This is a genomic window from Stenotrophomonas sp. 01N47, from assembly GCF_056399165.1.
This window is the reverse complement of record NZ_JBFTQU010000005.1, coordinates 585,121-607,555: the sequence shown is the minus strand read 5'-3', so window position 1 is coordinate 607,555 and position 22,435 is coordinate 585,121. Positions and strand designations below refer to the sequence as shown.

17 protein-coding genes are annotated in these 22,435 nt (G+C 66.2%); 4 read left to right on the top strand and 13 right to left on the bottom strand.

Annotated features, from left to right (window positions below; all coding sequences use genetic code 11):
- The first annotated feature begins 65 nt into the window (after window positions 1-65).
- A complete protein-coding gene (gene rlmKL / locus AC1DKR_RS12670; RefSeq protein WP_478033131.1) occupies window positions 66-2,204 on the top strand; it encodes a bifunctional 23S rRNA (guanine(2069)-N(7))-methyltransferase RlmK/23S rRNA (guanine(2445)-N(2))-methyltransferase RlmL in 2,139 nt (712 codons plus the stop codon).
- Between the two features lie 76 nt (window positions 2,205-2,280).
- Here rlmKL and AC1DKR_RS12665 read toward each other — a convergent pair whose 3' ends face one another.
- The 7 genes from AC1DKR_RS12665 to aptA form a co-directional block, all read right to left on the bottom strand.
- Window positions 2,281-2,610, bottom strand: coding sequence for a DUF3325 domain-containing protein (locus AC1DKR_RS12665; protein ID WP_312786056.1), 330 nt, complete (start codon window positions 2,608-2,610; stop codon window positions 2,281-2,283).
- On the bottom strand, window positions 2,607-4,235 hold the full coding sequence (locus tag AC1DKR_RS12660) for a PepSY-associated TM helix domain-containing protein (RefSeq protein WP_312786057.1): 1,629 nt from the start codon (window positions 4,233-4,235) through the stop codon (window positions 2,607-2,609). Before AC1DKR_RS12660 ends, AC1DKR_RS12665 begins: the two co-directional genes overlap by 4 nt.
- Window positions 4,232-4,552 (bottom strand): DUF3649 domain-containing protein, encoded by a 321-nt coding sequence (locus AC1DKR_RS12655; protein ID WP_312786058.1) that lies wholly within the window; start codon window positions 4,550-4,552, stop codon window positions 4,232-4,234. Before AC1DKR_RS12655 ends, AC1DKR_RS12660 begins: the two co-directional genes overlap by 4 nt.
- Window positions 4,553-4,658: 106 nt before the next feature.
- Window positions 4,659-6,887, bottom strand: a complete 2,229-nt coding sequence (locus AC1DKR_RS12650; protein ID WP_312786059.1) for a TonB-dependent siderophore receptor — start codon at window positions 6,885-6,887, stop codon at window positions 4,659-4,661.
- Window positions 6,888-7,374: 487 nt separating this feature from the next.
- On the bottom strand, window positions 7,375-8,661 hold the full coding sequence (locus tag AC1DKR_RS12645; protein ID WP_312786060.1) for a DUF445 domain-containing protein: 1,287 nt from the start codon (window positions 8,659-8,661) through the stop codon (window positions 7,375-7,377).
- 119 nt (window positions 8,662-8,780) lie between these two features.
- Window positions 8,781-9,665: a ParB N-terminal domain-containing protein gene (locus AC1DKR_RS12640; protein ID WP_312786061.1), complete on the bottom strand. Its 885-nt coding sequence runs from the start codon at window positions 9,663-9,665 to the stop codon at window positions 8,781-8,783.
- Between the two features lie 63 nt (window positions 9,666-9,728).
- Window positions 9,729-11,081 (bottom strand): omega-aminotransferase AptA, encoded by a 1,353-nt coding sequence (gene aptA, locus AC1DKR_RS12635; RefSeq protein ID WP_478033120.1) that lies wholly within the window; start codon window positions 11,079-11,081, stop codon window positions 9,729-9,731.
- Window positions 11,082-11,283: 202 nt separating this feature from the next.
- Here aptA and AC1DKR_RS12630 point away from each other — a divergent pair, with 202 nt between their 5' ends.
- On the top strand, window positions 11,284-12,780 hold the full coding sequence (locus AC1DKR_RS12630; RefSeq protein ID WP_478033118.1) for an aldehyde dehydrogenase: 1,497 nt from the start codon (window positions 11,284-11,286) through the stop codon (window positions 12,778-12,780).
- A gap of 6 nt (window positions 12,781-12,786) precedes the next feature.
- On the opposite strand, the gene AC1DKR_RS12625 is transcribed toward AC1DKR_RS12630, so the two are convergent.
- Entirely contained in the window at window positions 12,787-13,440 is a 654-nt protein-coding gene (locus AC1DKR_RS12625) for a hypothetical protein (protein ID WP_447944870.1), read from the bottom strand.
- 147 nt (window positions 13,441-13,587) lie between these two features.
- On the opposite strand from AC1DKR_RS12625, the gene AC1DKR_RS12620 reads away from it, so the two are divergent.
- Window positions 13,588-14,868 (top strand): MFS transporter, encoded by a 1,281-nt coding sequence (locus tag AC1DKR_RS12620; protein WP_478033115.1) that lies wholly within the window; start codon window positions 13,588-13,590, stop codon window positions 14,866-14,868.
- On the opposite strand, the gene AC1DKR_RS12615 is transcribed toward AC1DKR_RS12620, so the two are convergent.
- Both AC1DKR_RS12615 and AC1DKR_RS12610 read right to left on the bottom strand, forming a co-directional pair.
- Window positions 14,869-15,330: a bacteriohemerythrin gene (locus AC1DKR_RS12615; RefSeq protein WP_025875341.1), complete on the bottom strand. Its 462-nt coding sequence runs from the start codon at window positions 15,328-15,330 to the stop codon at window positions 14,869-14,871.
- Between the two features lie 85 nt (window positions 15,331-15,415).
- Window positions 15,416-16,759 (bottom strand): diguanylate cyclase, encoded by a 1,344-nt coding sequence (locus AC1DKR_RS12610; RefSeq protein ID WP_223497215.1) that lies wholly within the window; start codon window positions 16,757-16,759, stop codon window positions 15,416-15,418.
- Window positions 16,760-17,217: 458 nt separating this feature from the next.
- Here AC1DKR_RS12610 and AC1DKR_RS12605 point away from each other — a divergent pair, with 458 nt between their 5' ends.
- Entirely contained in the window at window positions 17,218-17,559 is a 342-nt protein-coding gene (locus AC1DKR_RS12605; protein ID WP_223494686.1) for a hypothetical protein, read from the top strand.
- Between the two features lie 76 nt (window positions 17,560-17,635).
- On the opposite strand, the gene AC1DKR_RS12600 is transcribed toward AC1DKR_RS12605, so the two are convergent.
- The 3 genes from AC1DKR_RS12600 to AC1DKR_RS12590 form a co-directional block, all read right to left on the bottom strand.
- Window positions 17,636-19,225 (bottom strand): MASE1 domain-containing protein, encoded by a 1,590-nt coding sequence (locus AC1DKR_RS12600; protein WP_223494688.1) that lies wholly within the window; start codon window positions 19,223-19,225, stop codon window positions 17,636-17,638.
- Window positions 19,226-19,417: 192 nt separating this feature from the next.
- Window positions 19,418-21,037: an MASE1 domain-containing protein gene (locus tag AC1DKR_RS12595; RefSeq protein ID WP_088100396.1), complete on the bottom strand. Its 1,620-nt coding sequence runs from the start codon at window positions 21,035-21,037 to the stop codon at window positions 19,418-19,420.
- An 83-nt stretch (window positions 21,038-21,120) separates the two neighbouring features.
- Window positions 21,121-22,398 (bottom strand): NAD(P)/FAD-dependent oxidoreductase, encoded by a 1,278-nt coding sequence (locus AC1DKR_RS12590; RefSeq protein WP_478033112.1) that lies wholly within the window; start codon window positions 22,396-22,398, stop codon window positions 21,121-21,123.
- Window positions 22,399-22,435 lie beyond the last annotated feature (37 nt).

The following is a 22,435-nucleotide window of genomic DNA, read 5'->3' as shown; positions in this document are numbered from 1 at the left end:
TCCACGGCCCTCCCTTCCGAATGGCCCGGCCCCCTGCCGTGCCTGACCACCTGCGAACCGATCCCGTGAAATTTTTTGTCTCCTGCGCCAAGGGCCTGGAATACCTGCTTGCCGATGAGCTGTCGGCCCTGGGCCTGGAAAAGGCCACCGCCACCATCGCCGGCGTCAACGCCGATGGCGAACTGGAGCAGGCGCTGCGGATCGTGATGTGGTCGCGGCTGGCCAGCCGCGTGCTGTGGCCGATCGACGAATTCGAATGCCCGGACGAGCAGGCGCTGTACGACGGCGTGCGTGCGCTGCCGTGGCACGAACACATCAAGCCGGAGATGACCCTGGCGGTGGATGCGCATGTGTCCGGCGACAAGATCACCCATGCCCGTTTCGCCGCGCAGCGGATCAAGGACGCCATCGTCGACCGCATGCGTGACGAAGGCCTGGAGCGCCCTTCGGTCAATACCGATCTGCCGGACGTGCGCGTCAACCTGTCGCTGCGCAAGGGCCGCGCCTCGCTGTCGATCGACCTCGGCGGCGGCCCACTGCATCGCCGCGGCTGGCGCGGTGCGGCGCATGACGCGCCGTTGAAGGAAAACCTGGCTGCCGCGCTGCTGATGCGCGCGCAGTGGCCGCGCCTGCACGCTGCCGGTGGCGGCCTGCTGGACCCGATGTGCGGCAGCGGCACCCTGCTGATCGAAGGCGCGCTGATGGCGGCCGATGTCGCCCCCGGCCTGATGCGCCATGGCAGCCTGCCGCCGAGCCGCTGGCTGGGCTTCGACAAGGCCGCCTGGAAAACCATCCAGAGCGAGGCACGTGATCGCGAAGCGGCCGGCCTTGCCGTGCTGAAGCCGGTCATCCACGGCAGCGACATCGACCCGGTGGCGATCCAGGCCGCGCGCGAGAACGCCGAAGTTGCCGGCGTCGCCCATGCCATCCGCTTCACCCGCACCGATGTGGCTGACCTGCCCACCCCGGAGCAGGAGATCGGTGCGGTGGTCTGCAACCCGCCGTATGACGAGCGCCTGGCCGCCGATCCGGCGCTGTACCGCAAGCTGGGCAATGCCCTGCAGAAGGCCGTGCCGCAGTGGCGCGCCAGCCTGCTGTGCGGCAATGACGAACTGGCCTTCGCCACCGGCCTGCGTGCGGGCAAGAAGTACCAGATGTTCAATGGTGCGCTGGAATGCGCACTGATCGTCTGCGATCCGATCGCCGTGCCGGGCCGTGACCCGGCACAGGTGCGCGAGCTGAGCGAAGGCGCGCAGATGGTGGCCAACCGCCTGCGCAAGAACCTGAAGAAGTTCAAGAGCTGGCGCGCGCGCGAAGGCATCACCTGTTTCCGCGCCTACGATGCCGACCTGCCGGAATACGCAGCGGCCATCGACGTGTACGAGGAAGATGGCGGCCAGCGCCGCACGTTCCTGCATGTACAGGAATACGCTGCACCCGCTGCGATTCCCGAGAACGACGTGCGCCGCCGCCGCAATGAACTGCTGGCCGCTGCGCGCGAGGTGTTCGGCGTGCCGCCGGAACAGGTATCGATGAAATCGCGTGAACGTGGCAAGGGCGGCAGCAAGTACGGCCGTTTCGAGCAGCGCGATGAGTTCCTCGTGGTACGCGAGAACAACGCGCTGCTGCAGGTGAACCTGTTCGACTATCTCGATACCGGTCTGTTCCTCGACCATCGCCCGCTGCGCCGGCTGATGGCCGAGCAGGCGCGCGGCAAGCGCTTCCTCAACCTGTTCTGCTACACCGGCGTGGCCAGCGTGCAGGCGGCGGTGGCCGGTGCGGCCAGCACCACCAGCGTCGACCTGTCGGCCACCTACCTGCAGTGGTGCTACGACAACCTGGCCTTGAACGGGCAGGGCGGCAATCAGCACCTGCTGGTGCAGGCCGATGCGATGGCATGGCTGGAAGGTGATCGCGGCCAGTACGACGTGATCTTCTGCGACCCGCCGACGTTCTCCAACTCGGCCCGCGCCGAGGACTTCGACGTACAGCGCGAACAGGTGAAGATGCTGCGTGCGGCCGTCGCGCGACTGGCGCCGGGTGGCGTGCTGTACTTCTCCAACAACTTCCGCCGCTTCAAGCTGGAAGAGAACGCCATCGCCGAATTCGCCCAGTGCCGCGAGATCAGCGCCAGCACCATCGGCCCGGATTTCGAGCGCAACGCGCGCATCCATCGTGCGTGGGAGCTGAAGCGCCTGGCGTGACGCGTCGCCGGGCCATGCCCGGCGAGCGTGGGTCCGGTAGATCCACGCCATGCGTGGATGCGGCCCACCGCACGGGTTACAACAGCGCCACCACCAGCCCGATCACTGGCAACGCGATCGCCAGCGGCGCGATCCATTTCGGCCGGTAGGGGTACAGCGCGAACGCCAGCACGATTCCACCCAGGGTGAGCGCGCCGAGCCACAGCACCGGGCCCATCGCCCAGCCGTGGTCGACCACGCACAGTGCGAAAGCCACCGTCAGCAGTACCCAGCCCAGCACCCGCCATTGCGTACGCCGTACCGGTGATGCCGCGGATTTGCCGTGCAGTTCCTGCTGGTGCTTTTCCATCGCCAGCGACAGCGCGGTGAACGCTGTGAATGACAATCCCAGTACCAGCAGCATCATGCGCTGGCCTCCGCTTCCACTGCATCGGCCGGTGCCTTCGTCGCTGCAGCGGCCGCCGCACGCTTCTTCTTCTCGGCGGCAGTCAGCTGTGGCGTCCAGCGCTGCATGCGCCAGCCGCACAGGGCCAGCATGGCACCGAAGGCGATCATCGACAGGTCGAAACCGGCCAATGCCCAGTCACCGTTGAACAAGGTGACGCCCAGGTGCGCGTGGGTGGTCAATGCGTTGACCACCGGAATCAGCGCGAACGCGGCCGCGCCGATGTACAGCTGCCACGCCCACATCATCCGCTTGGGCCAGATGAAGGCCGCCAACAGCGAGGCGCCCCACGCGTAGAAGAACACGTTCGCTTCGGCGTTGGATCGCTCGGCCAGGCCCAGCGGCAGCAGGCGGTTGCCCCAGAAATAGGCGGCGAAGGCGATCGGCAGACCGGCCACGGCGCCGATGTTCAGTGCATCGACCAGGCGCAGGCCGAAGCCGGTGCGACCGCTCTTGGCGTGCTTCGGCCGCTCCTTCACCGCCCACAGCACCACGCCGCTGGCCACCATCAGGCAGCCGGTCAGACCGGACAGGAAGAACAACGCGCGCAGGCCCCAATCGGCAAAGCGGGCCAGGTGCAGGCCATACAGCACGCCACGGGTGGCGGTGGCGCCACCGGAAGGCGGCGTTTCCTGCAGCAGCGCGCCAGTGACCATGTCATAGCGCAGCGCCGGGGTATCGATGGACAGGCGTTTGCCATCGCGCTGGCGGATGTCGATCACCGCATTGGCGGCACCGGGATTGGCAACGCTGAAACCGGCGACCTCGGTGCCGTGCCAATGCGTGCGGGCGCTGTCCAGCAGCTGCCGCAGCGGCAGGGGGGCTGCCTTGCCTTCGGCGGGCGCGGTGACCTCGGGCAGGCCACCAAAGGCCTCCGCATAGAACGCATCCTGGTCGGTGCCGTAGGCCACGTTCACTCCCCACGGCAAGTACATGATCATCAACGTGACGATGCCGGTGTAGGTGATCATCGCGTGGTAAGGCAGGGCCATCACCGCGCTGACGTTGTGGAAGTCCAGCCAGGAACGCAGGCCCTTGTCCTTCCGGAAGGTGAAGAAGTCCTTGAAGATCTTCTTGTGGGTGATCACGCCGGTGATGATCGCCACCAGCATGAACATCGCGCAGAAGCCCACCAGGTACCGCGCCCACAGCACGGGAATGTAGTGCAGGTCGAAATGCAGGCGGTAGAAGAAGTCGCCGCCACGTGTCTCGCGTGCCTTGAGCTCGTTGCCGGTGTTCGGGTCCAGGGTGGCATCACCGAAGGCGCCGCGTCGGCCCTTGCTGGGGTCGGCCAGCTCGGCCGGCAATCGCCAGAACATCTGCATGGCCGGATTGCGTGGCTGCGGCAGGGTGACGAACCAGCTCTCGGCCTGCGGTGCGTTGGCCAGCAGGTAGTCGGCCGCGCGCTGCGCCGCTTCGTCGGTGCTGACAGTGCTGCGCGGCAGCTCCGGGCGCATCCAGCGGCTGATTTCCTCGCGGTAGTAGCTGGCGGTGCCGGCCATGAAGATCAGCAGCAGCAGCCAGCCGACCAGCAGGCCAGTCCAGGTATGCAGCCAGGCCATGGATTGGCGGAATCCATTCTTCATGCCCACGCTCCCAGCAGGCGCGAAATGCCTGCCAACAGCAGGGTGGGGGCGAGAATGCCGACCCAGGCACGCAGCGCACTGCGCGTGGCGAACGCCCACAGCGCGGCGCAGGCGGCTACCAGGATCGCCAGCAGCATGCCGGTCAGCACGGCCTGGCCGCGCGCGCCCGGCAGCGCCAGCGCACAGAACACCGTGGTCATCGAGGCAAGCGCGTAGCCGCCGAAGATGGCGGCAAGGGATCGGGACATTACGCCCCATCGCGGGTTGGCGAAGAAGGTGCTGAGGCGGGGGCTGGCGGTTGCGGGCGAGCGGTCCACGGCGGTCCTGCAGGTTGAATGAAAGAGGACCGGCGCACCGAAGCGCGCCGGGGTTGGCCATCCGTGGCCGGGGCCGGTCGCAGAACCGGCGCCATCCATCAGATCGTCAGAGCTTCCAGCGCAGTGTCATCATCACGTTGCGCGGTTCGCCCCAGTACACGCCGTCGTAGAAACCGACGCGGTTGTAGTACTTCTTGTCCAGCAGGTTGTTGACGTTCACCTGGGCGGTGAAGTTTTCGTTGAAGCGATAGCCGGCCGACAGGTTGAGCAGGTAGATATCACCCTGTTCGATCGCCACGCGGTCGCGCTTGCCGCTGACCAGGAAGTCCTCGCGCGGCTTGTTGCTCAGGCTCCAGATGCCGCTCTGCCAGGTCGCGCCGCCACCGATCCAGAAGCGGCCTTCGGCACCACCCGGGCGCCAGCTGGCGTTGAGGCGGAACAGATCGACCGGAACGGTGGTGTTCTGGCGAACGCCCAGCGCATTGCGGCTGACGGTGTGGGTGAACCCTGTAGACAGGTTCCAGTGCTCGCCCAGGCTGCCCTGCGCTTCGATTTCCCAGCCCTTCACCTTGTTGCCCTTGCCGGTGGAGCGGTAAGCACTGATGCCACCGGGCAGCGAGTTTTCCGGTACCGAATCATCGAGCTCGGCGACGTTGTCCTTCTCGCCCTTGAACACCGCGACCGAGGTGTTGAGCAGGCCATCGAAGAACTCGGCCTTGACCCCGGCTTCCCACATGTCACCGACGGCCGGTTCGAGGTAGTTGTTGGCCTTGTCGCGGTAGTTCTGTGGCTGGAAGATGTCGGTGTAGCTGACATAGCCGCTGAAGTAGCGGTTGAAGTCGTAGATGAAGCCGGCGTACGGGGTGAGTGAGTCATCCGGCTTGTAGCCGCCGCGGCGGGTGTCGGTCAAGCGGCCGGCGGCGTCATGGGTGTAGGTCCAGCTGCGCGTTTCCCAGCTGCCGTAACGGGCACCGAGCACGGCGGTCAGCGGCTCGGCCAGCTGCAGGCGCGCGGCCAGGTAAGCGGCACGCTGGCGCAGTTCGTCCTCCGAGGCGAGATAGCCCAAGCGGGTGACCTGCAGCGGCGCGACGTCGCCGTTCCAGCTGCGCCAGTCCGGCACGCGCTCGTAGCTGGCAGGGTAAGCGGCGGTTTCACTCGCAGGCACTTCGCCCTTGCGCACTGACTGGCCGAAACCGAACACCAGTTCGTGTTCACGGCCAAACAGCTGGAACGGACCACCGACGTTGAAGTCGAACACCTGCATGTCGCCGTTTTCACCGAAGCTGCCGACGAAGGCAGAGATGCCGCTGCCATCGGCACGCGGGTAACCGGACGCGCCGTACCAGACCGCGCCGTCGGTCTCGCGCTTGGAGCGGGTGTAGGCGAATTTCGCTGCCCAGCCATGGCCCAGCTGCTGTTCGAGGCGGGCGAACGCGCTCTTTTCGACGATCGGCCAGCTGCTCCAGCGCGCCGACAGGTTGGTCGAGCGCGGCAGGTTGGCCGGCTTGCCATCGGCACCCCAGTACGGCACCACGCCCCAGGTCACGCCGGTGGTACGCGGCGACTGGTACTCGTAGCCGGCTTCCAGCAGGGTGGTGTCGGTGATGTCGGCCTGCACGATGCCGTAGAAGACGTCCTTGTCCAGCTTGTAGACATCGCGGAACGAATCGCTCTGCTGCTTGGCCGCGACCACGCGGGCGCGGATGCGGCCATCCAGGGCGATGGGGCCGCCGAGGTCGGCTTCCAGGCGCTGGTTGCCCCAGCGGCCGAGCGTGAGGTTGGCGCTCATCTGGAACGTATCGGTGGGGCGTTTGCGGACGAAGTTGATGGTGCCCGATGGATCACCGGCACCGGTGGTCAGGCCGGTGGCGCCACGCACCACTTCGATGCGGTCGTAGATCACGCTGTCGGTGTTGGTCTTGATGTAGCCACCGAAGGTGTTGAGCATGCCATCGACCTGGAAGTTGGTGATGTTGTACCCGCGCGAAACGTAGTTGATGCGTTCGCTGTCGGTGACCGACACCGCCACGCCGGTGACCTGGCCCATCACATCGGACAGCGAGAACAGGCCCATGTCGTCCAGCCTTTGCCGGGTCACCACGGTCATCGACTGCGGCGTGTGACGCAGCGACAGGCCGAGCTTGGTCGCCGTGCTGGCCCGCTTGACGGTGTAGCTGTCGGCAATGTCGCCATCGGCAGTGACCTGGACGGTGTCCAGGGTGCGCGCAGACGGGTCGGCAGAACCTTCCTCAGCGTGTGCCAACGGTGCGATCAACAGTGCGGTCACGGCCAGGGCCAGAAGGGTTGGACGGGGAGTAATCAGGGGAGAAGCCATCGGTGCGATTCCATGCAGGACAAAAAACAGGCGATGGCAAACGCACCCATGGCAGCCATGCGCTCCGCGCACGTCACCCAGCGTGATTCCCATCGACGGTGCGACACCTGCGGCAGGCAGGTGACCCAGTGGTCGGGGGATGTACACGGGCGAAGGGGCGGGTGGGCGCGTGCTTCCGTGCCCCGCTTGGCTAAGCGCACAACCGATCACTAAATGATAGGCATTCGCATTTCGTTAAGCAAGTGTGACAGCCCCATTCGTCCCCGAACATGTGGATCCAGGCAGATCGAGGGAAACGGTCGAAGCCGGGGCGCTGTGGGTTTGCGGGGTGTGAGCCGCACGGATGCGGCGACCAAGCCCCCAGGGATGGGTTCACGGCGGCCCAGCAAACCCACAGCGCGCTGCCATCCCGCAGGAAACCAGCTGTGGCTGTTGCTCTGGCTCCGGCCTCTGCGGGTGCCGGGCGCAGCCCGGCCGGGAACCCATCTCAGAAACGGAACAGAACAGTCGCCGCATGCAGCAGCAGGCCGATCAGGCCGCCCACCAGGGTGCCGTTGAAGCGGATGAACTGCAGGTCGCGGCCCACGCTCAGCTCCAGCTGCTCGACCAGGTGGCGTTCGTCCCAACTCTTGACCGTCTGCGCGATATGGGTGGTGACGCCCTCGCGCAGGCGCCCGGTGAGGCGCTGTGCGCCTTCCAGCAGGTGCTGGTTCAATGCCTCGCGCAACGCCGGGTCCGATTGCAGGCTGTCGCCCAACGAAGCCAGGCTGCGCTGCAGATGACCGACCAGTGCCGAATCCTCACGCTGCAGATCGCCGCGCAGGCTGGCCTGTATGCGCGACCACAGGCCCTGCACGTAGTCCTGCAGGGCAGGGTGGTCGATCATTTCCTGCTTGAGCTGTTCGATGCGCTCGGTCAGTGCCGGGTCTTCGCGCAGGCGCTGCACGTAGTTACCCAGCCATTGTTCGTAGTCCTGGCGCAGCGGGTGCTGCGGCTCGGCCAGCACTTGCTGCAGTTCTTCCAGCACCGCCCGGGCCAGGCGTTCGGCAAGGTTGTCGCCGATCTCATCGATCGGCTTGATCCAGTTCACCGTGCTCGACAGCGTCGGCCATTCGCGCTGGATGTAGCGCACGATCAGCTGCGAGGCGCGTTCCTTCACTTCCGGTTGCTCCAACCAACGCCCCAGCCGCTGCAGGCCCTCGTCCAGCACGCGCTGGTGGCGGCCATCGGCGGTCAGCAGGCCCAGCAGTTCGCCGGCGGTGGCAGCTGCGTTCCACTGCCGCAGCTGCTGCACCACGAAGCTGTGCAGCTGCCGCCGCACCGCAGCTTCATCGAAGAAATCCAGCGCCTGCAGCGCCCAGCCACGGGCCATGTCGGCCAGCATCCGTGAACGCGCGGGATCGGCCAGCCAGCTGCCGAGGCGGCTGGCCGGGTCGAACACCTGCAACTTGGCCAGCAGCACCGTCGGTTCCAGGAACTGGTCGCGCACGAACAGGGCCAGGCTGTCGCCGATGCGTTCCTTGCTACGCGGAATGATCGCCGTATGCGGAATCGGCAGGCCCATCGGCCGCCGGAACAGGGCAACCACCGCAAACCAGTCGGCGAGCGCGCCAACCGCGGCGGCCTCGCAGAAAGCCGAGACCCAGGCCCAGATGCCACGCTCGCCCTGCCAGTGGCTGACCGCGAAACCGGCCAGCATCAGCAGCAGCAGGCCAAGGGCGAGGGTTTTCAGGCGCCGCAGTTGGGCGCGGCGCGGATCGATGGCAGACGTCATGCCCGAAGTCTACCCGCAGGCCGGTGAGTACCCGGTAGTGCCGGCCGCTGGCCGGCAACCCATGGACGTTGGAAGCACGTTGCAGCTGCCGGCCAGCGGCCGGCACTACCGGGGGATGCTCAGAGCGTTTCCAGCTGCCTGCGCAGGTGGGCCAGCTGTGCGCGCAGGGTGTCGTTCTCGCGGGTCAGGGCAACCACGCGGCGGCGCAGCGCCGGGGTATCCTCGCCAAGCTGCTCCAGCGCGGCCAGCACCTCGGCATCGCGGCTGGCGATCTCATCTTCGTTGGCCTCTTCGAAGTCCATTTCCGCCGACTCCGGTTCAGGCTTCGGCGCACGCGGCTTGCGCTTGGACTCACGCACGCGCTTTGCAGCCTGCTTTAGCTCATCCTTGCCACCGGCAGCCGCCGCGCGCTGCTCTTCTTCCGGCAGGTCGGCCACGGCGGCGGCGGCGCTGATCGAGATCATGCCGGCCTTCACCGCTTCCACCACCTCGGCCGCAGCCTGGGCGTGGATGCGCTCGATCATGCCCACCTGGCTGGTGCTCAGCTTGGCTTCGCGGGCCAGTTCGGCGCGGCTGATCTTCGGCGCCGGTTCCCACGGTGGGCTGTCTTCGCCGGCCTCGTCGGCAGGCTCGGCGGTGCCGTCGCTTTCGCGCTGCAGCTGCGCCTGTTCGACCTGCTTGCGCGCGGACAGGATGTCGCGCTTGCGCAGGGCTAGCACGCCGCGCTGGAAATCGGAAACGCTGCGCCGGCCCAGGTGCTGCTCGATCATCCACAGGTGCACGTCTTCCATGCTCTGGAAGCGGGTGTTCTGCACGGTGTTGAACGGCAGTCCATGCTTCTGGCAGATGCCGAAGCGGTTGTGTCCATCCACCAGTACGTCGCCCCACAGTACCAGCGCATCGCGGCAGCCTTCGGCGAGGATGCTGCGCTCCAGCGCCTCGTGTTCGTCGGCGGTGAGCGGGTCGATGTAGGCCTTGAGTTCTTCTTTGACGACGATGTTCATGGGCACGGCAACAGGCAGGAGCGGAACCGCCCATTGTACCTGCTCGCCAGCACCGCCCTGGCCTCAGGCGGTGGCCCGGATCATCTCGCTTAGGGTGCCGGTGATCTGGTCGATCTGTGCCTTGTCCACGATCAGCGGCGGTGACAGCGCGATGATGTCGCCGGTGCAGCGCACCAGCAGGCGCCCGTCGTGGAAGCAGCGGCGGAACACCTCGTAGCCGCGGCTGCCGGGGGCGTCCTTGCGCGGTGCCAGCTCCACCGCACCGACCAGGCCGAAGTTGCGGATGTCGACCACGTTCGGTAGACCCTGCAGGGCGTGCAGGCGCTCCTGCCAGTATTCGCCCAGTTCGATCGCGCGCTCGAACAACCGTTCCTCGGCGTAGATGTCCAGCGTGGCCAACGCCGCCGCGCAGGCCAAGGGGTGGCCCGAATAGGTATAGCCATGGAACAGCTCGATGACCTGTGGCGGACCCTGCATGAAGCTGGCATGCACGCTGTCGCCGACCAGCACGCCTCCCAGCGGCACCGCGCCGTTGCTGGCGCCCTTGGCGAAGGTCAACAGGTCCGGGGTGACCCCGAAACGCTGCGCGGCGAACGCCATGCCAACCCGGCCGAAGCCGGTGATGACCTCATCGAACACCAGCAGGATGCCGTGCTGGTCGCAGATCTCGCGCAGTCGTTGCAGATAGCCCGGCGCCGGCAGGATCACCCCGGCCGAGCCGGCGATGGGTTCAACGAACACCGCGGCAATGGTGGACGGATCGTGCAGGGCGATCAGCCGTTCCAGATCGTCGGCCAGCTCTGCGCCCTGGCGTGGCAGGCCCTTGCTGAACGCATTGCGTGACAGGTCCAGGGTATGCCGCAGGTAGTCCACGCTGCCGAGCTGCAGGCCAAACTGCCGGCGGTTGTTGGGCAGCCCGCCCAGTGCCATGCCGCCGAAGCCGACCCCGTGGTAGGCCTTCTCGCGGCTGATGAAGCGCGTGCGCTGTCCTTCGCCGCGCAGGCGGTGGTGGGCCAGCACGATCTTCATCGCTGAATCCACCGCCTCCGAACCCGAGCTGGTGAAGAACACGTGGTTCAACCCGGCCGGGGCCAGTGCCGCCAATCGCTGCGCCAGGGCGAAGGCCGGCGGCGAACCCATCTGGAAGGCCGGCGAGTAATCGAGGGTGGCGGCCTGCTCGGCGATCGCGTCGACGATGCGTCGGCGGGCATGCCCTGCATTGCAGCACCACAGGCCAGCGGTGCCATCGAGGATGGCGCGCCCATCCACGTCCTCGTAGTGCATGCCCTCGGCACGTACCAGCATGCGCGGCGCGCCCTTGTACTGGCGGTTGGCAGTGAACGGCATCCAGTACGCGTCCAGTGAATCGGGGCGCTGGGTGGCCAGGTCGTGCAGGTCGCTTGCAGGGGTTTTCATGCCGGCTCCGTCGGGTCCGATGGTTGCGACTCTAGCGCAGCCGCGTCACGGTTCCGCCGGCAGGCATGGCCCGGCGCTACCGTTCGGGCCTCGACCTTGTGGTAGCGCCGGGCCATGCCCGGCGAGAGCGCAGTGCGGTCGATCACGGTGGGGTCGCGGCCGCGCCGGTATAAACAAGGATCGTTGATTGCTGGAGCGACCCATGGCCGACTTCCCCGACCGCAGCCACTGGCAGGCCCTGCGTAGCCGCGTTGCGATTCCCGGTCAAGCGTTCATCGATGGCCGCTACGTGGATGCCGCCAGCGGCGCGCGCTTTGATTGCATCAGCCCGATCGACGGGCGTGTACTGGGTGCGGTGGCCGACTGTGATGCACAGGACGTCGAGCGTGCGGTGGCCTCGGCGCGCTGCGCGTTCGAGGCAGGCCACTGGTCGCAGGCCAGCCCCGCCCATCGCAAGCGCGTGCTGCTGGCGCTGGCCGCGCTGGTGGAGACGCACGCCGATGAGCTGGCCCTGCTGGAAACGCTGGACATGGGCAAGCCGATCCGCGATGCGCGTCGCATCGATCTTCCCGGCGTGGTGCGCTGCCTGACCTGGACCGCTGAAGCGGTGGACAAGCTGTACGGTGAAATCGCCCCCACCGGTCCGCGCGAGCTGGGCCTGGTCACGCGCGAGGCCGCAGGCGTGGTGGCGGCCATCGTGCCGTGGAATTTTCCGCTGCTGATGGCGTGCTGGAAGATCGCGCCGGCATTGGCGATGGGAAATTCAGTAGTGCTGAAACCCTCCGAGCGCTCGCCACTGAGTGCGTTGCGGCTGGCCGCACTGGCGGCCGAAGCGGGATTGCCGGACGGCGTGCTCAACGTGTTGCCCGGTCACGGCTCACGCGTGGGCGAGCCGCTGGCCCTGCACATGGACGTGGACGTGCTGGCCTTCACCGGCTCCACCGCTACCGGCGCCAGGCTGCTCGAATACGCGGGGCGCTCCAACCTCAAGCGGGTCTGGCTGGAATGCGGTGGCAAGAGCCCGCACGTGGTGTTCGCCGACGCGCCGGACCTGGATGCGGCCGCCAAGGGCGTGGCGCAGGGCATCTTCTTCAACCAGGGCGAAGTCTGCACCGCCGGTTCGCGGTTGCTGGTGCAGCGTTCGATCCGCGATGACTTCGTGCACCAGGTGATCGCCTACGGCCAACGCATGCAGCCCCGCCATCCGCTGGAGGCCGATGCACCGATGGGCGCGCTGGTCGATGCCGCGCACGTGGACAAGGTACTGGCCGACATCGCCCGGGCCGAAGCCGATGGCGCGCGCCTGCTGCTGGGCGGCCAGCGTGCCGAGGTGGAGGCGGGTGGTTGCTATGTGCAGCCGACGGTGTTCGACCAGGTACGCCCGGAACAGGCATTGGCTCGCGAGGAAGTGTTCGGCCCGGTGTTGGCGGTGCTCGGCTTCGATGACGAAGCCGAGGCCGTGCGCTTGGCCAACGACAGTCGCTATGGACTGGCCGCCGGCCTGTGGACGCGGGATCTTGGACGCGCCCATCGCGTAGCCCGCCAACTGCGCGCGGGCAGCGTGTGGGTGAACGGCTGGGATGGCGGTGACATGACGGCACCGTTCGGTGGCTACAAGCAGTCCGGCAACGGTCGTGACAAGTCGCTGCACGCCTTCGACAAGTACAGCGAGATCAAGGCCACCTGGATCCAGCTGTAGACCGCGCTACCGGCAGCTTGCACTGACCTGCAGCACCGCCTCGCGCAGCAACTGCCGGTCCACTTCCTCCACTGTGTTCTGGAAGTAATGCATGTCCTGCTGGCCCAGCGTACACGGGTCAACCATGTAGCCCGGTGGCCAGGTGCCGAGCATCTGGGCAACACCCTGCAGGATCTGCTCGGGCGTCATTTGCCGGTGGATCCGGAAAGGGGGGCGACGGGGCGCGAACGCCGCATGCACCTCACGGCGGCCGATCAGCTTTGCGGCCACACCCTCGGCAGTGATGCCATCGCCACCATCGATGCTGCCAGCCGGCAGCCTCAGATTCAGTGGTTGGTTGCGCGCAGCCGCGCTGCGTTGCCGATCGACATGCGCTGAGCGCTGCTCGGCCTGCGCAGTAGGAAGCGCGGGGGCGTGCCGAACCTGGTGCGGCGCAGCCGACGGCCGTGATGCATCGACAACCTGAGGGCTCATCGGCGGCGCTTCCGGCGGCAGCCAACGCAGGCTGATCCGCGAATTGTCGTGTGCGATCAAGGCGATGCGCCCCGCATGCAACAGCCACCACAGCATCAGCAGATGCACCAGCAGCACCGCCAGCCATGCAGCCAGGCGAGGCAGCAGCGGGGAATCGGAGCATGACTGCGGGGCGGCAGAACCCATCGGTGAAGCATCCATGCAGGGACCGATGGTGCAGCGTAGCGGCCCCCCGGAAAGAATTCGTTGGCGTCGGTGTCGCCTGAAACCATTGCCCCGGTGGGGCGGCCAAGCGTGGCAGAATCGGTCGATCCGCCGTTACCCGCCTTGCCGATGTCGACGATCACCGCTGCCGCGCCACCCGTGAATTCTCCCCGCCGTGTCCTGCTGGCCAGCCTGATCGGCACCACCATCGAGTTCTTCGACTTCTACATCTACGCCACCGCCGCAGTGCTGGTGTTCCCGCACCTGTTCTTCCCGGAAAGCAGCGACCAGGCCGCCTTGCTGCAGTCCCTGGCCACCTTCGCGGTGGCGTTCATCGCACGCCCGGTGGGCTCGGCGGTGTTTGGTCACTTCGGGGACCGTATCGGCCGCAAGGCCACCCTGGTGGCCGCGCTGCTGACCATGGGCCTGTCCACGGTCGCCATCGGCCTGCTGCCCACCCATGCGCAGATCGGCCTGTGGGCGCCGGCACTGCTGGCGCTGTGCCGCTTCGGCCAGGGCCTGGGCCTGGGCGGCGAATGGGGTGGGGCGGTGCTGCTGGCCACCGAGAATGCGCCGCCGGGCAAGCGCGCCTGGTACGGCATGTTCCCGCAGCTGGGTGCGCCGATCGGCTTCCTGCTGTCAGCCGGCATCTTTCTGCTGCTCGGTCGCTTTCTGGGCCAGGACGATTTCCTGCAATGGGGCTGGCGCATTCCGTTCGTTGCCAGCGCGCTGCTGGTCGGCCTTGGCCTGTGGGTGCGGCTGAACATCCACGAGACACCGGATTTCAAGCGCGCGCTGGAGCGCAAGGCGCCGGTGCGCCTGCCGATGTGGACGGTGCTGCGCGACCATCCGCTGCCGATGCTGCTGGGCACGCTGGGTGCGTTCGCCACCTTCGTGCTGTTCTACCTGATGACGGTATTCAGCCTCGGCCATGGCACCGCCGTGCTCGGCTACAGCCGCGAGCAGTTCCTGCTGATGCAGATGGTGGCGATGCTTTTCTTCGCCGCCGGCATTCCGCTGTCGGCACGCTACGGTGATCGCTGGGGAACGCGCCGCACGATGGCCATCGCCAGCCTGCTGATCATCGGCTTCGGTGTGCTGTTCGCGCCGCTGTTCCAGCCCGGCAGCCCGTGGCTGGTGCTGACGTTCCTGTGCCTGGGCCTGTTCCTGATGGGGCTGACCTACGGCCCCTGCGGCACCTTCCTGGCCGAGATCTACCCGGTGGAGGTGCGCTACACCGGTGCCTCGCTGTCGTTCAACCTGGCGGGCATTCTTGGGGCAGCCCCGGCACCGTACCTGGCCACCTGGCTGGCCGAGCGCTACGGGCTGGTCGCGGTCGGCTACTACCTGTGCCTGACCGCGGTGGTCACGTTGTGTGCGCTGCTGGCGCTGCAGCGCCGCCAGCGCTGATCAGCCGAAGAAGCGCTTGAGCGTGCGGCCCAGCCAGCCGCCGCTCTGGTGTTCGCGGGCAAACTGGTTCAGATGCTGCTTGACCTGTTCGGCATAGGCCTGGTCGTCGCCGCGGATGTGGTTGAACAACCAGCGCGAGAGCATGGTGCGCAGCTCGTCGCTGATGTCCTCACCGGCCTGGAAGCGCATGCGGTATTCCGATACCCGCTTGATGAAGACCTCATGCACGCGCTTGTGCGCGGCGCAGAACGGATAGCCCGCTTCTTCCATCAGCTCCTCTTCAAATGCGAAGTGGGACATGGTGTAGTCCACCACCTCGTCGATCACTTCGCCCACCGCCGCCCGCTGCAGGCTGGTCTGCGCCACGTGCAGGTGGTTGAGCATTTCGATGATGCGGCGGTGTTGTTGATCGATCACATCGATGCCGATGTTCAGATCGTCCTGCCAGACCAGTAGTGCCATCACCGGCTCCCCTTCATGCTGATGTCGGGGCCGACTGTAGAGGCGCCGCCCACGGGCGGCGTTGATCTGGATCAAGGCATGCCTGTCAGGACAGCGCAGCCTCGCGCGGGCGCAGCGGACTGGCCACCGTGGTGCAGCTGACCCGGTTGCGGCCTCCGGCCTTGGCCAGGTACAGCTGGCGATCGGCCTCGGAAATCAGCCGGTGCAGCGCATCACGCTGCGGACGCAGGCAGCACAGGCCGATGCTGACCGTCATGCGCAGCGTGGCACTGCCGATGTCCACTTCCAGCGCGGCGATGCGCTGGCGCAGCTCCTCGAAATAGAGCAGAGCTTCGTCCTGTTCCATGTCCGGCACCAGCAGGCAGAATTCCTCGCCGCCGAAGCGCGCGATCAGGTCCTGGCTTCGCGCGTGGTCGCCGACAGCACGGGCGACCGCGCGCAGTGCATCGTCACCGGCCTCATGGCCGTGGGTGTCGTTGATGTGCTTGAAATGATCGATGTCGATCATCGCCACCGCCACGCACTGGCCGTGCAGCTGCAGTTGCGGCAGCTGGCGCTGGCTCTGTTCCAGGAAGCAGCGGCGGTTGGGCAGGCCGGTGAGGAAATCGCGGGTGGCGAGGTCCTGCAGCGTGCCGATCAATTCCAGCTGGTCCACATTCTGCGAGACGCGGCAGAAGAACTCTTCGCGCGAGAAGGGTTTGCGCAGGAAGTCATTGGCGCCGTTCTTCAGGAAGCGCGGAATCAGCGACGCATCGGTATTGCCGGAAATGCCGATCACCGCCACCTTGTCGCGCGAGCGCAGGGTGCGCAGGCGGCGGGTGAACTCCACGCCCTGCATGCCCGGCATCTCCTGGTCGACCACGGCCAGGCGGATCGCCGGGTGCGCCTCGATCGCCGCCAGGCCTTCATTGCCATCGGCCGCCTCGTACACCTCGTGACCGTACATGCGCAGCAGGGCGGCGGCATAGCCGCGTGCGGACGGCGAGTCGTCCACCACCAGCGCGGCGATGCGCCGGTTGCGTTCCAGACGCTGCACCAGCCAGACCAGATAGTCGATGCTGCCCGGAGTGTTCTTCAGCACGTAATCGATGATCTGCTGCTGCAGCACGCGCTTGCGCAGGTCCTCGTCGTACACACCGCTGACCACCACGGTCGGCAGGTTGCGCTTGAGGAAGAACTCGACCACCGCGTCGCGGTCGCCATCGGCCAGCACCAGCCCGGTCAGCACCAGGAACCAGCCGCCTTCTTCACTGAGCAGGCGATCGGCTTCGGCCAGCGAGCTGGCCACCACCACCGGCAGCTCCAGGCGCTGTTCGATGGCTTCGCGCAGCATGCCGGTGAAGGCACGGGAATTTTCCACCAGCAGGATGCGCTGCGGCAGCGGATCGGCCAGGTCGCCATCGACAGCGGCCTGCGGCAGGACGGGCATGATGCGGTGGCTCACGTGGGAGGGCTCGGCACCGATAGCGGCGGTTTCAGGTGCAACTTTAACGGAAGGAGGAAGACCTTCTGTGCGCCAACGTTCATGGGACCACCGCACCTTTGCGATGGGCGGACAGAATGTCGCCCTTTCGGAAAGGGGTATCCGACGTTGCGCTGCGAAGTTTGTTGCCGTAAATGGCCCTTCATGGCGCGCCCAGCGGCGCATGGGTATGCTGGCAGCGCCCTTTTTGTCCATTGCGGGGTGGACTATTTCATCCGGTCATGCGGGGCATCGCATTATCTGATCGTGGTCAGGCTTCAGTTGCCTGGACGCTGCCCATTATTTCAACCATGGAGATGCCTGTGAGATTTTCCCGATTTTCGATCGTGGCTTCTGCCGCTGCCTTGCTTGCTGCGCCTGGACTTGCCTTGGCCTGCTGCCCGAGTGGAGGCAATGGTGTCCAGATGGCGCAGGCCGGATTGGGCGAGGCTCAGCCTGCTGCCGTCAACCTGAGTGCCGATCCGGCTTGGTCCGTGTACGCATTCGAGCGCGATGGAGTCGCGTATTACCAGGTCAATGATCTTGCAGGCCAGGTGGTGCTGATCATCGCCAACATCGATTCGACATTCTGGACATTGCCGGCCGGAAAGGCGCCGGTCCGCACCTCGCTGCCCTCAAGGCAACTGCCCTTGCCGCAGAATAGCCGCCGACGCACTGTTTTCCAGGGACCAGACTTCTCGCTTGTCGTCCACGGCGAAGGCCGCGACGCAATCTGGTCCGTCGAGTCCGCCAGCGGCGGCAAGTAATTCGCCCTGATGCTGGACTGGGTCAGCACCCTGCAGCGGTTGTCCGCTGCGGGGCTGGCCGGGGCGCATGCCCCTCTCAGTGTCGGGCGGATGTCTCGCTGGAATAGCTCAAATCTCGAGGCGGAGCAAGCCAGGGGCTGTCGAGAGGCGTGTCCCGCATCATGATCCTGATACGGTTGGTTCGGCATTGCACCGCGCCGGAGTAGGCATTTGCCCTGGCCGAGAGCCGCTCGATGGCCAGCCCCTGCGTGGCCGGCGTCAAGGTACTGTGCCGATCAAGCAGGGCCACGGTGAACACGATTCCCAGCTGGCCTCCGGATCGCCCGCAACGGGCGCGGATCAGGATCTGGCCTTTTTCTTCCTCCAGCAGCAACAACACCGCTTCGGCAAGCAGGCGATAGGCGGCCAACTGCAGCCCCATGCTCAGCTGGCAGGGATCGCCCGCAAGCAGCGGGCGGACCAGCCGATGGCTGGAATCCCAGGCCTCGCGCAGGCCGCCGGCCTGCAATGCGACATACAGCCCGGCGTGCTCGAGCTCGGTGGGGTATACCCTGCTGGTCAGTTCGCGGAACTGTTGCGAACGTGATGAGAAGGTTCGCAGCAGATCCGTAGCGGGTCCTTCGTGGCCGTTGGCCCTCAGCAGATGCGCCGTTTCTCCGAGCGCCGCTTCGATATCGTCGGCAATCCGACGCAGCCCCAAGGCCCGTTCCCGAAGATCCCGTTCGTTGGCGAGGTGCGCCGAACGTGAAAACGCAATCGCCTGGGAGACCTCCATCGCGGGGCGGGCCTGCTGGTGGTAGTGATGGGTGATGCGCGAGCCCAGCGCGAGCAGTGCAGTACTGGTGATTGCAATGATCTGCTGGGTGAAGAACGTAGTCTGGTCGAACGAGCTTGGAAGGCCGGTGGTTGGCATAGTCACGCTCAGCATGAGGTTCATGAGCGGGACACCGACTGCCGCGCCGCGCCAGCCATGCATGCAGGTGAGAGCGATCACAGGCAGCACCAGCAGCAACTGCAGAAGGGCGCGTGCCATGGGATCGTGGGCACCTACCAGTGCGATGAGCGCACCCAATACACATAGGGAACACAGCGCGGCTAGCGTTGGTGGAAGTCTCCAGACGCTCCAGTCATAGCCGCTGCGGCGACGCATCCACAGCAGTGCCAGCGGCGCGACCGTGAGGATGGCGATGTAGTCGCCGAGCACGAACAGTGCCGCATTGGAGTAGAACGGCATGCTGGGCGGGGCGGGCCAAAGCAGGTGGGACAGGCCGAGCTTCAAGGCACTGGCCACCAACGCGGCCGATGCTGCCACCGACAGCAGCCATCCTTCAGTTGTGGCCTCCATCGCCTTGCGATGGAGGTGGATGATCAATGCAACGGCCGGCATCAGGCAGGCGGAGGCGAGAATCACCCAGCCCAGGCCATAGGCTTCGATCATCGGATAGCGCATCTGGGCAAAGTAGGCGTACTCGCCCAGGATGAGGTACGGCCAGAGGCGGGGTGGGCACAGCAACAGCGCTGCAACGCGGATGCCGGCTGGCAGGAAGAACTGGTCAACCGACAGCCGCCATGTGGCCCAGCAGGTGATCGCGTACAGGGCAGCAAGCGCAATACCGACCGGTCGGATGCGGAAGCTCAGTTCAAACCCACTCTTCAACCAGTTCAAGCGCAAGCCTCCCTTGCTCGTCGCACGCTATCGCGATCCTGTCGATACATGAACAACTCCCTTACCGGACAGTATCGGGAGAACTGGAAAGGCGCAATCTCCGCTTCAGCTCATGGCGCTCGAAATGGGGCGCGCAGATGAAATGCCGGACAATGAAAGTCACGGCTGGTTTGTGATGTGCATCGCACTTTGCTATTCGTGATGCGCGGCTGGCGGCGGTTGCTGGAATGGATCGACTCCACTCGCGCGCCGTTCATCACGAACGGAGATCACGCCTCCGGGCGGGATATCGATCGATTCTTCCAGCAAGATCCTTATCCGATTCCGACCGCAGTGCAGCGAGCCGCCATAGGCCAGTATGCGTCCGGCCAGCTGCTCGGCTGCCTGGTCCATGGTCGATCGTGCCAGAACATGCCTGCGGTCTATCATCGACGCAAGCAGAACAATGCCACGGCGGTCGCGGTGAACGCCACAACGTCCGCGCACGATGAGCTGGCCGGTTTCGCCTCCAAGCAGGATTGAAACCGCCTCAACAATGGAGCGGTAAGCCGCCAGTTGGAGGCCGGAACTGAGTCTGCACGGATCGCCACTCAATCGAGGCTGGCAGACGCGGTGGGTACTGTTCCAGTTTTCGCGCACTCCGCCTGCCTGCAGGGCAACATACAGCCCCAGCCTTTCCAGCGCAGCCGGGTAGATCATGCTCGCCTGTGCACGGAACAGACGCGAATGCACTTCAGACGTGTGTTTGAGGCTATGCGCCACTGCGTGGTGGCCTTGGGCATGGAGCCAGTTCACCATCTCATTGAGGGACAGGTCCAGTCCGTCGCCCAGACGGCGTAGGTGAGCGGCGCGTTCGCGTAGGTCCATCTCGCTGGATGCATGCGTTCGCCGGGCGAGAAGCAGGGTGTTCCTTCCATCTTCTTCACGCAGCCGGTGCTGATTCTGGAAGTGCGTTATGCGGGCGCCCAACAGCAGAAGAGCCACACTGGCGATGGCCATGGCCTGCTGGGTGGCGAACGTTGCAGCATCGAAGGCTTCGGGCTCGACCTTCGGGGTCGTCAGTCCGATGATGAGATTCACCATCGCTACGCCGATCGCGGCGCCACGCCAGCCCAGCAGGCAGGTCAAGGCGATGGCAGGAATGGGCAGGAGCAGCAGCATTTGCAGGGAACCCGAGGCCGCCATGGTGGCGGGTGATACGGGCGTTGCGTGCATCCCCACCAAGAGCGTGACTGCCAACGAGGCGGCGGTGAGCGCGACGGCCTGGGGGGGCCAGGGTTCTTCCCTGCGCCGGATCCACAGCAGCGCCAGTGGAGCGAGCACCAGGATGCCGATGAAGTCGCCCAGCGCGTAGCGCACGGCGCTCGTCAGGAAAGAGGTCTCGCGCAACGGCGGCCACAGCAGGTGGGAGATGCACAGGTTGAGCAGGCTCACCACCATGGCACAGCTCATCGCGATGGAGATGATGCCAACGATCGTGGTGCGCTCCAGCAGTTTCCGGTGCAGACGGATGATCAGCATCGCAGCAGGCATCAGGAACACTGAGGCGAAGATCACCCAAGTGAGGCCGTATTTGCCGAGAAGCGGAATGCGCAACTGCGCGAAATACGCATACTCACCCAGCAACAGATAGGGCCACAGCCGTGGCGGGCACAGCAGCAACGCTGCCACGCGCACGCCCGCTGGCAGGTAGAACTGGTCCAGCGAGAACTTGCGGGTACCCCAGCATGCCAGCGCATAAAGCACTGCCAGGGCCAGCCCTTCGGGGCGGAGCCGTATGCGTACCAACAGCCCCTCAGTCCACCATCGCATCCAGGTACTCCGCTGCGTCTGCGTAGATTATGCGAACAAAGCGCAGGTGTGGATCAAGTGGCTGAAGTGCGGCGGGCGCGGTTTCACCACAACGCATCCCGCAGCTTGTACCAGGACATGGCCGCCACCAGCAGCGGCATGCGCAGCAGGCGTCCGCCGGGGAAGGGGCCATGGCGCAGGCGCTGGAACACGTCCAGCCGCTCGCTCTGGCCAACGATGGCTTCGGCGATCACTTCACCGGCCAGCCCGGCCGCTGCCACGCCGTGGCCGGAGAAGCCCTGCGCGAAGTACACATTCCCATCCAGCCGGCCCCAGTGCGGGGCACGGTTGCGGGTGATGTCCACATAACCGCCCCAGACTTGCTGCAGCGGGATGTCGGCCAGTTGCGGGAACACCTCGTGCATGCGCCGCTGCATCACCCGGTGCAGGCCCGGCGGCGGCAGCGCGGAATAGCTGGCGCGGCCACCAAACAGCAGGCGGTGGTCATGGCTGAGCCGGAAATAGTCCAGCGCCCAGGCCGTATCGGAGACCGCCATGTTGTTGCCGATCAGGGCACGGGCGCGCTCGGCCCCCAGCGGTGCGCTGGCGCCGATATACGTACCGACCGGCATGATGCGCCGCTCGAGCTCAGGCACCAGCCCCTGCAGCAGGGCGTTGCCGGCCACCAACAGCTGCGGCGCGCGCACGCTGCCGTGGTCGGTATGCAGCACCGCATGTGCGCCGCGTTGAATGCGCGTCACCGGCGATTGTTCGTGGATGACCACCCCGGCTGCGCGCGCGGCATCGGCCAGCCCGCGGGCGTAGGCCAGCGGATGCAGGTGGGCGCTGAGCGGGTCGAACATCGCCGCGCGGTAGCGCGGACTGTCCAGTTGACCACGCAGGGTATCGCGCTCCCACCACTGCATCGGGTAATCGTAATGTCGCTGCAGGTGTTCGCAGTTGGCGCGCAGGTCGCGCTCGTGGCGAGCGCGGATGGCAACGCTGGCGTGGCCCTCCACCCAATGGCACTCGATGCCATGCTGGTCGATGCGCGCGCGCATCCCCTGTACCGCCTCGCGGGACCAGTCGAAGAGGCGGCGCGCATCCTCGCGGCCGAGCTGGCGTTCCAGCTCGTCCACTTCGCAGCCGTAGCCGACCAGCGCCTGGCCACCATTGCGGCCCGAGGCTCCCCAGCCGATCCGCTGCGCTTCCAGCACCACCACCCGCTGGCCGCGCAGGGCCAGTTCCAGTGCGGCGGTGAGGCCGGTATAGCCGGCGCCCAGTATCGCCACATCGGCATGCAGTTCACCGCGCAACGGCGGCAATGCGGGCGGTTCGGGCAGGCTGCTGGCGTACCAGCTGGGCGGGAAGGCGGCGCTCACCGGCGGCCTCGCAGAAGCGGGAAAGGGCGTCGGAGCG

Excerpts from the sequence above, each read along its gene's own strand:
- AC1DKR_RS12610 (WP_223497215.1), bottom strand. The coding sequence starts at position 16,759 with ATGCCCGTCCTGCCGCAGGCCGCTGTCGATGGCGACCTGGCCGATCCG.
- AC1DKR_RS12605 (WP_223494686.1), top strand. The coding sequence starts at position 17,218 with ATGGCGCAGGCCGGATTGGGCGAGGCTCAGCCTGCTGCCGTCAACCTG.
- AC1DKR_RS12625 (WP_447944870.1), bottom strand. The coding sequence starts at position 13,440 with ATGGGTTCTGCCGCCCCGCAGTCATGCTCCGATTCCCCGCTGCTGCCT.
- AC1DKR_RS12660 (WP_312786057.1), bottom strand. The coding sequence starts at position 4,235 with ATGAAGAATGGATTCCGCCAATCCATGGCCTGGCTGCATACCTGGACT.
- aptA (WP_478033120.1), bottom strand. The coding sequence starts at position 11,081 with ATGAAAACCCCTGCAAGCGACCTGCACGACCTGGCCACCCAGCGCCCC.
- AC1DKR_RS12665 (WP_312786056.1), bottom strand. The coding sequence starts at position 2,610 with ATGATGCTGCTGGTACTGGGATTGTCATTCACAGCGTTCACCGCGCTG.
- AC1DKR_RS12615 (WP_025875341.1), bottom strand. The coding sequence starts at position 15,330 with ATGGCACTACTGGTCTGGCAGGACGATCTGAACATCGGCATCGATGTG.
- AC1DKR_RS12620 (WP_478033115.1), top strand. The coding sequence starts at position 13,588 with ATGTCGACGATCACCGCTGCCGCGCCACCCGTGAATTCTCCCCGCCGT.
- AC1DKR_RS12640 (WP_312786061.1), bottom strand. The coding sequence starts at position 9,665 with ATGAACATCGTCGTCAAAGAAGAACTCAAGGCCTACATCGACCCGCTC.
- AC1DKR_RS12645 (WP_312786060.1), bottom strand. The coding sequence starts at position 8,661 with ATGACGTCTGCCATCGATCCGCGCCGCGCCCAACTGCGGCGCCTGAAA.
- AC1DKR_RS12630 (WP_478033118.1), top strand. The coding sequence starts at position 11,284 with ATGGCCGACTTCCCCGACCGCAGCCACTGGCAGGCCCTGCGTAGCCGC.
- AC1DKR_RS12650 (WP_312786059.1), bottom strand. The coding sequence starts at position 6,887 with ATGGCTTCTCCCCTGATTACTCCCCGTCCAACCCTTCTGGCCCTGGCC.
- AC1DKR_RS12595 (WP_088100396.1), bottom strand. The coding sequence starts at position 21,037 with ATGCGATGGTGGACTGAGGGGCTGTTGGTACGCATACGGCTCCGCCCC.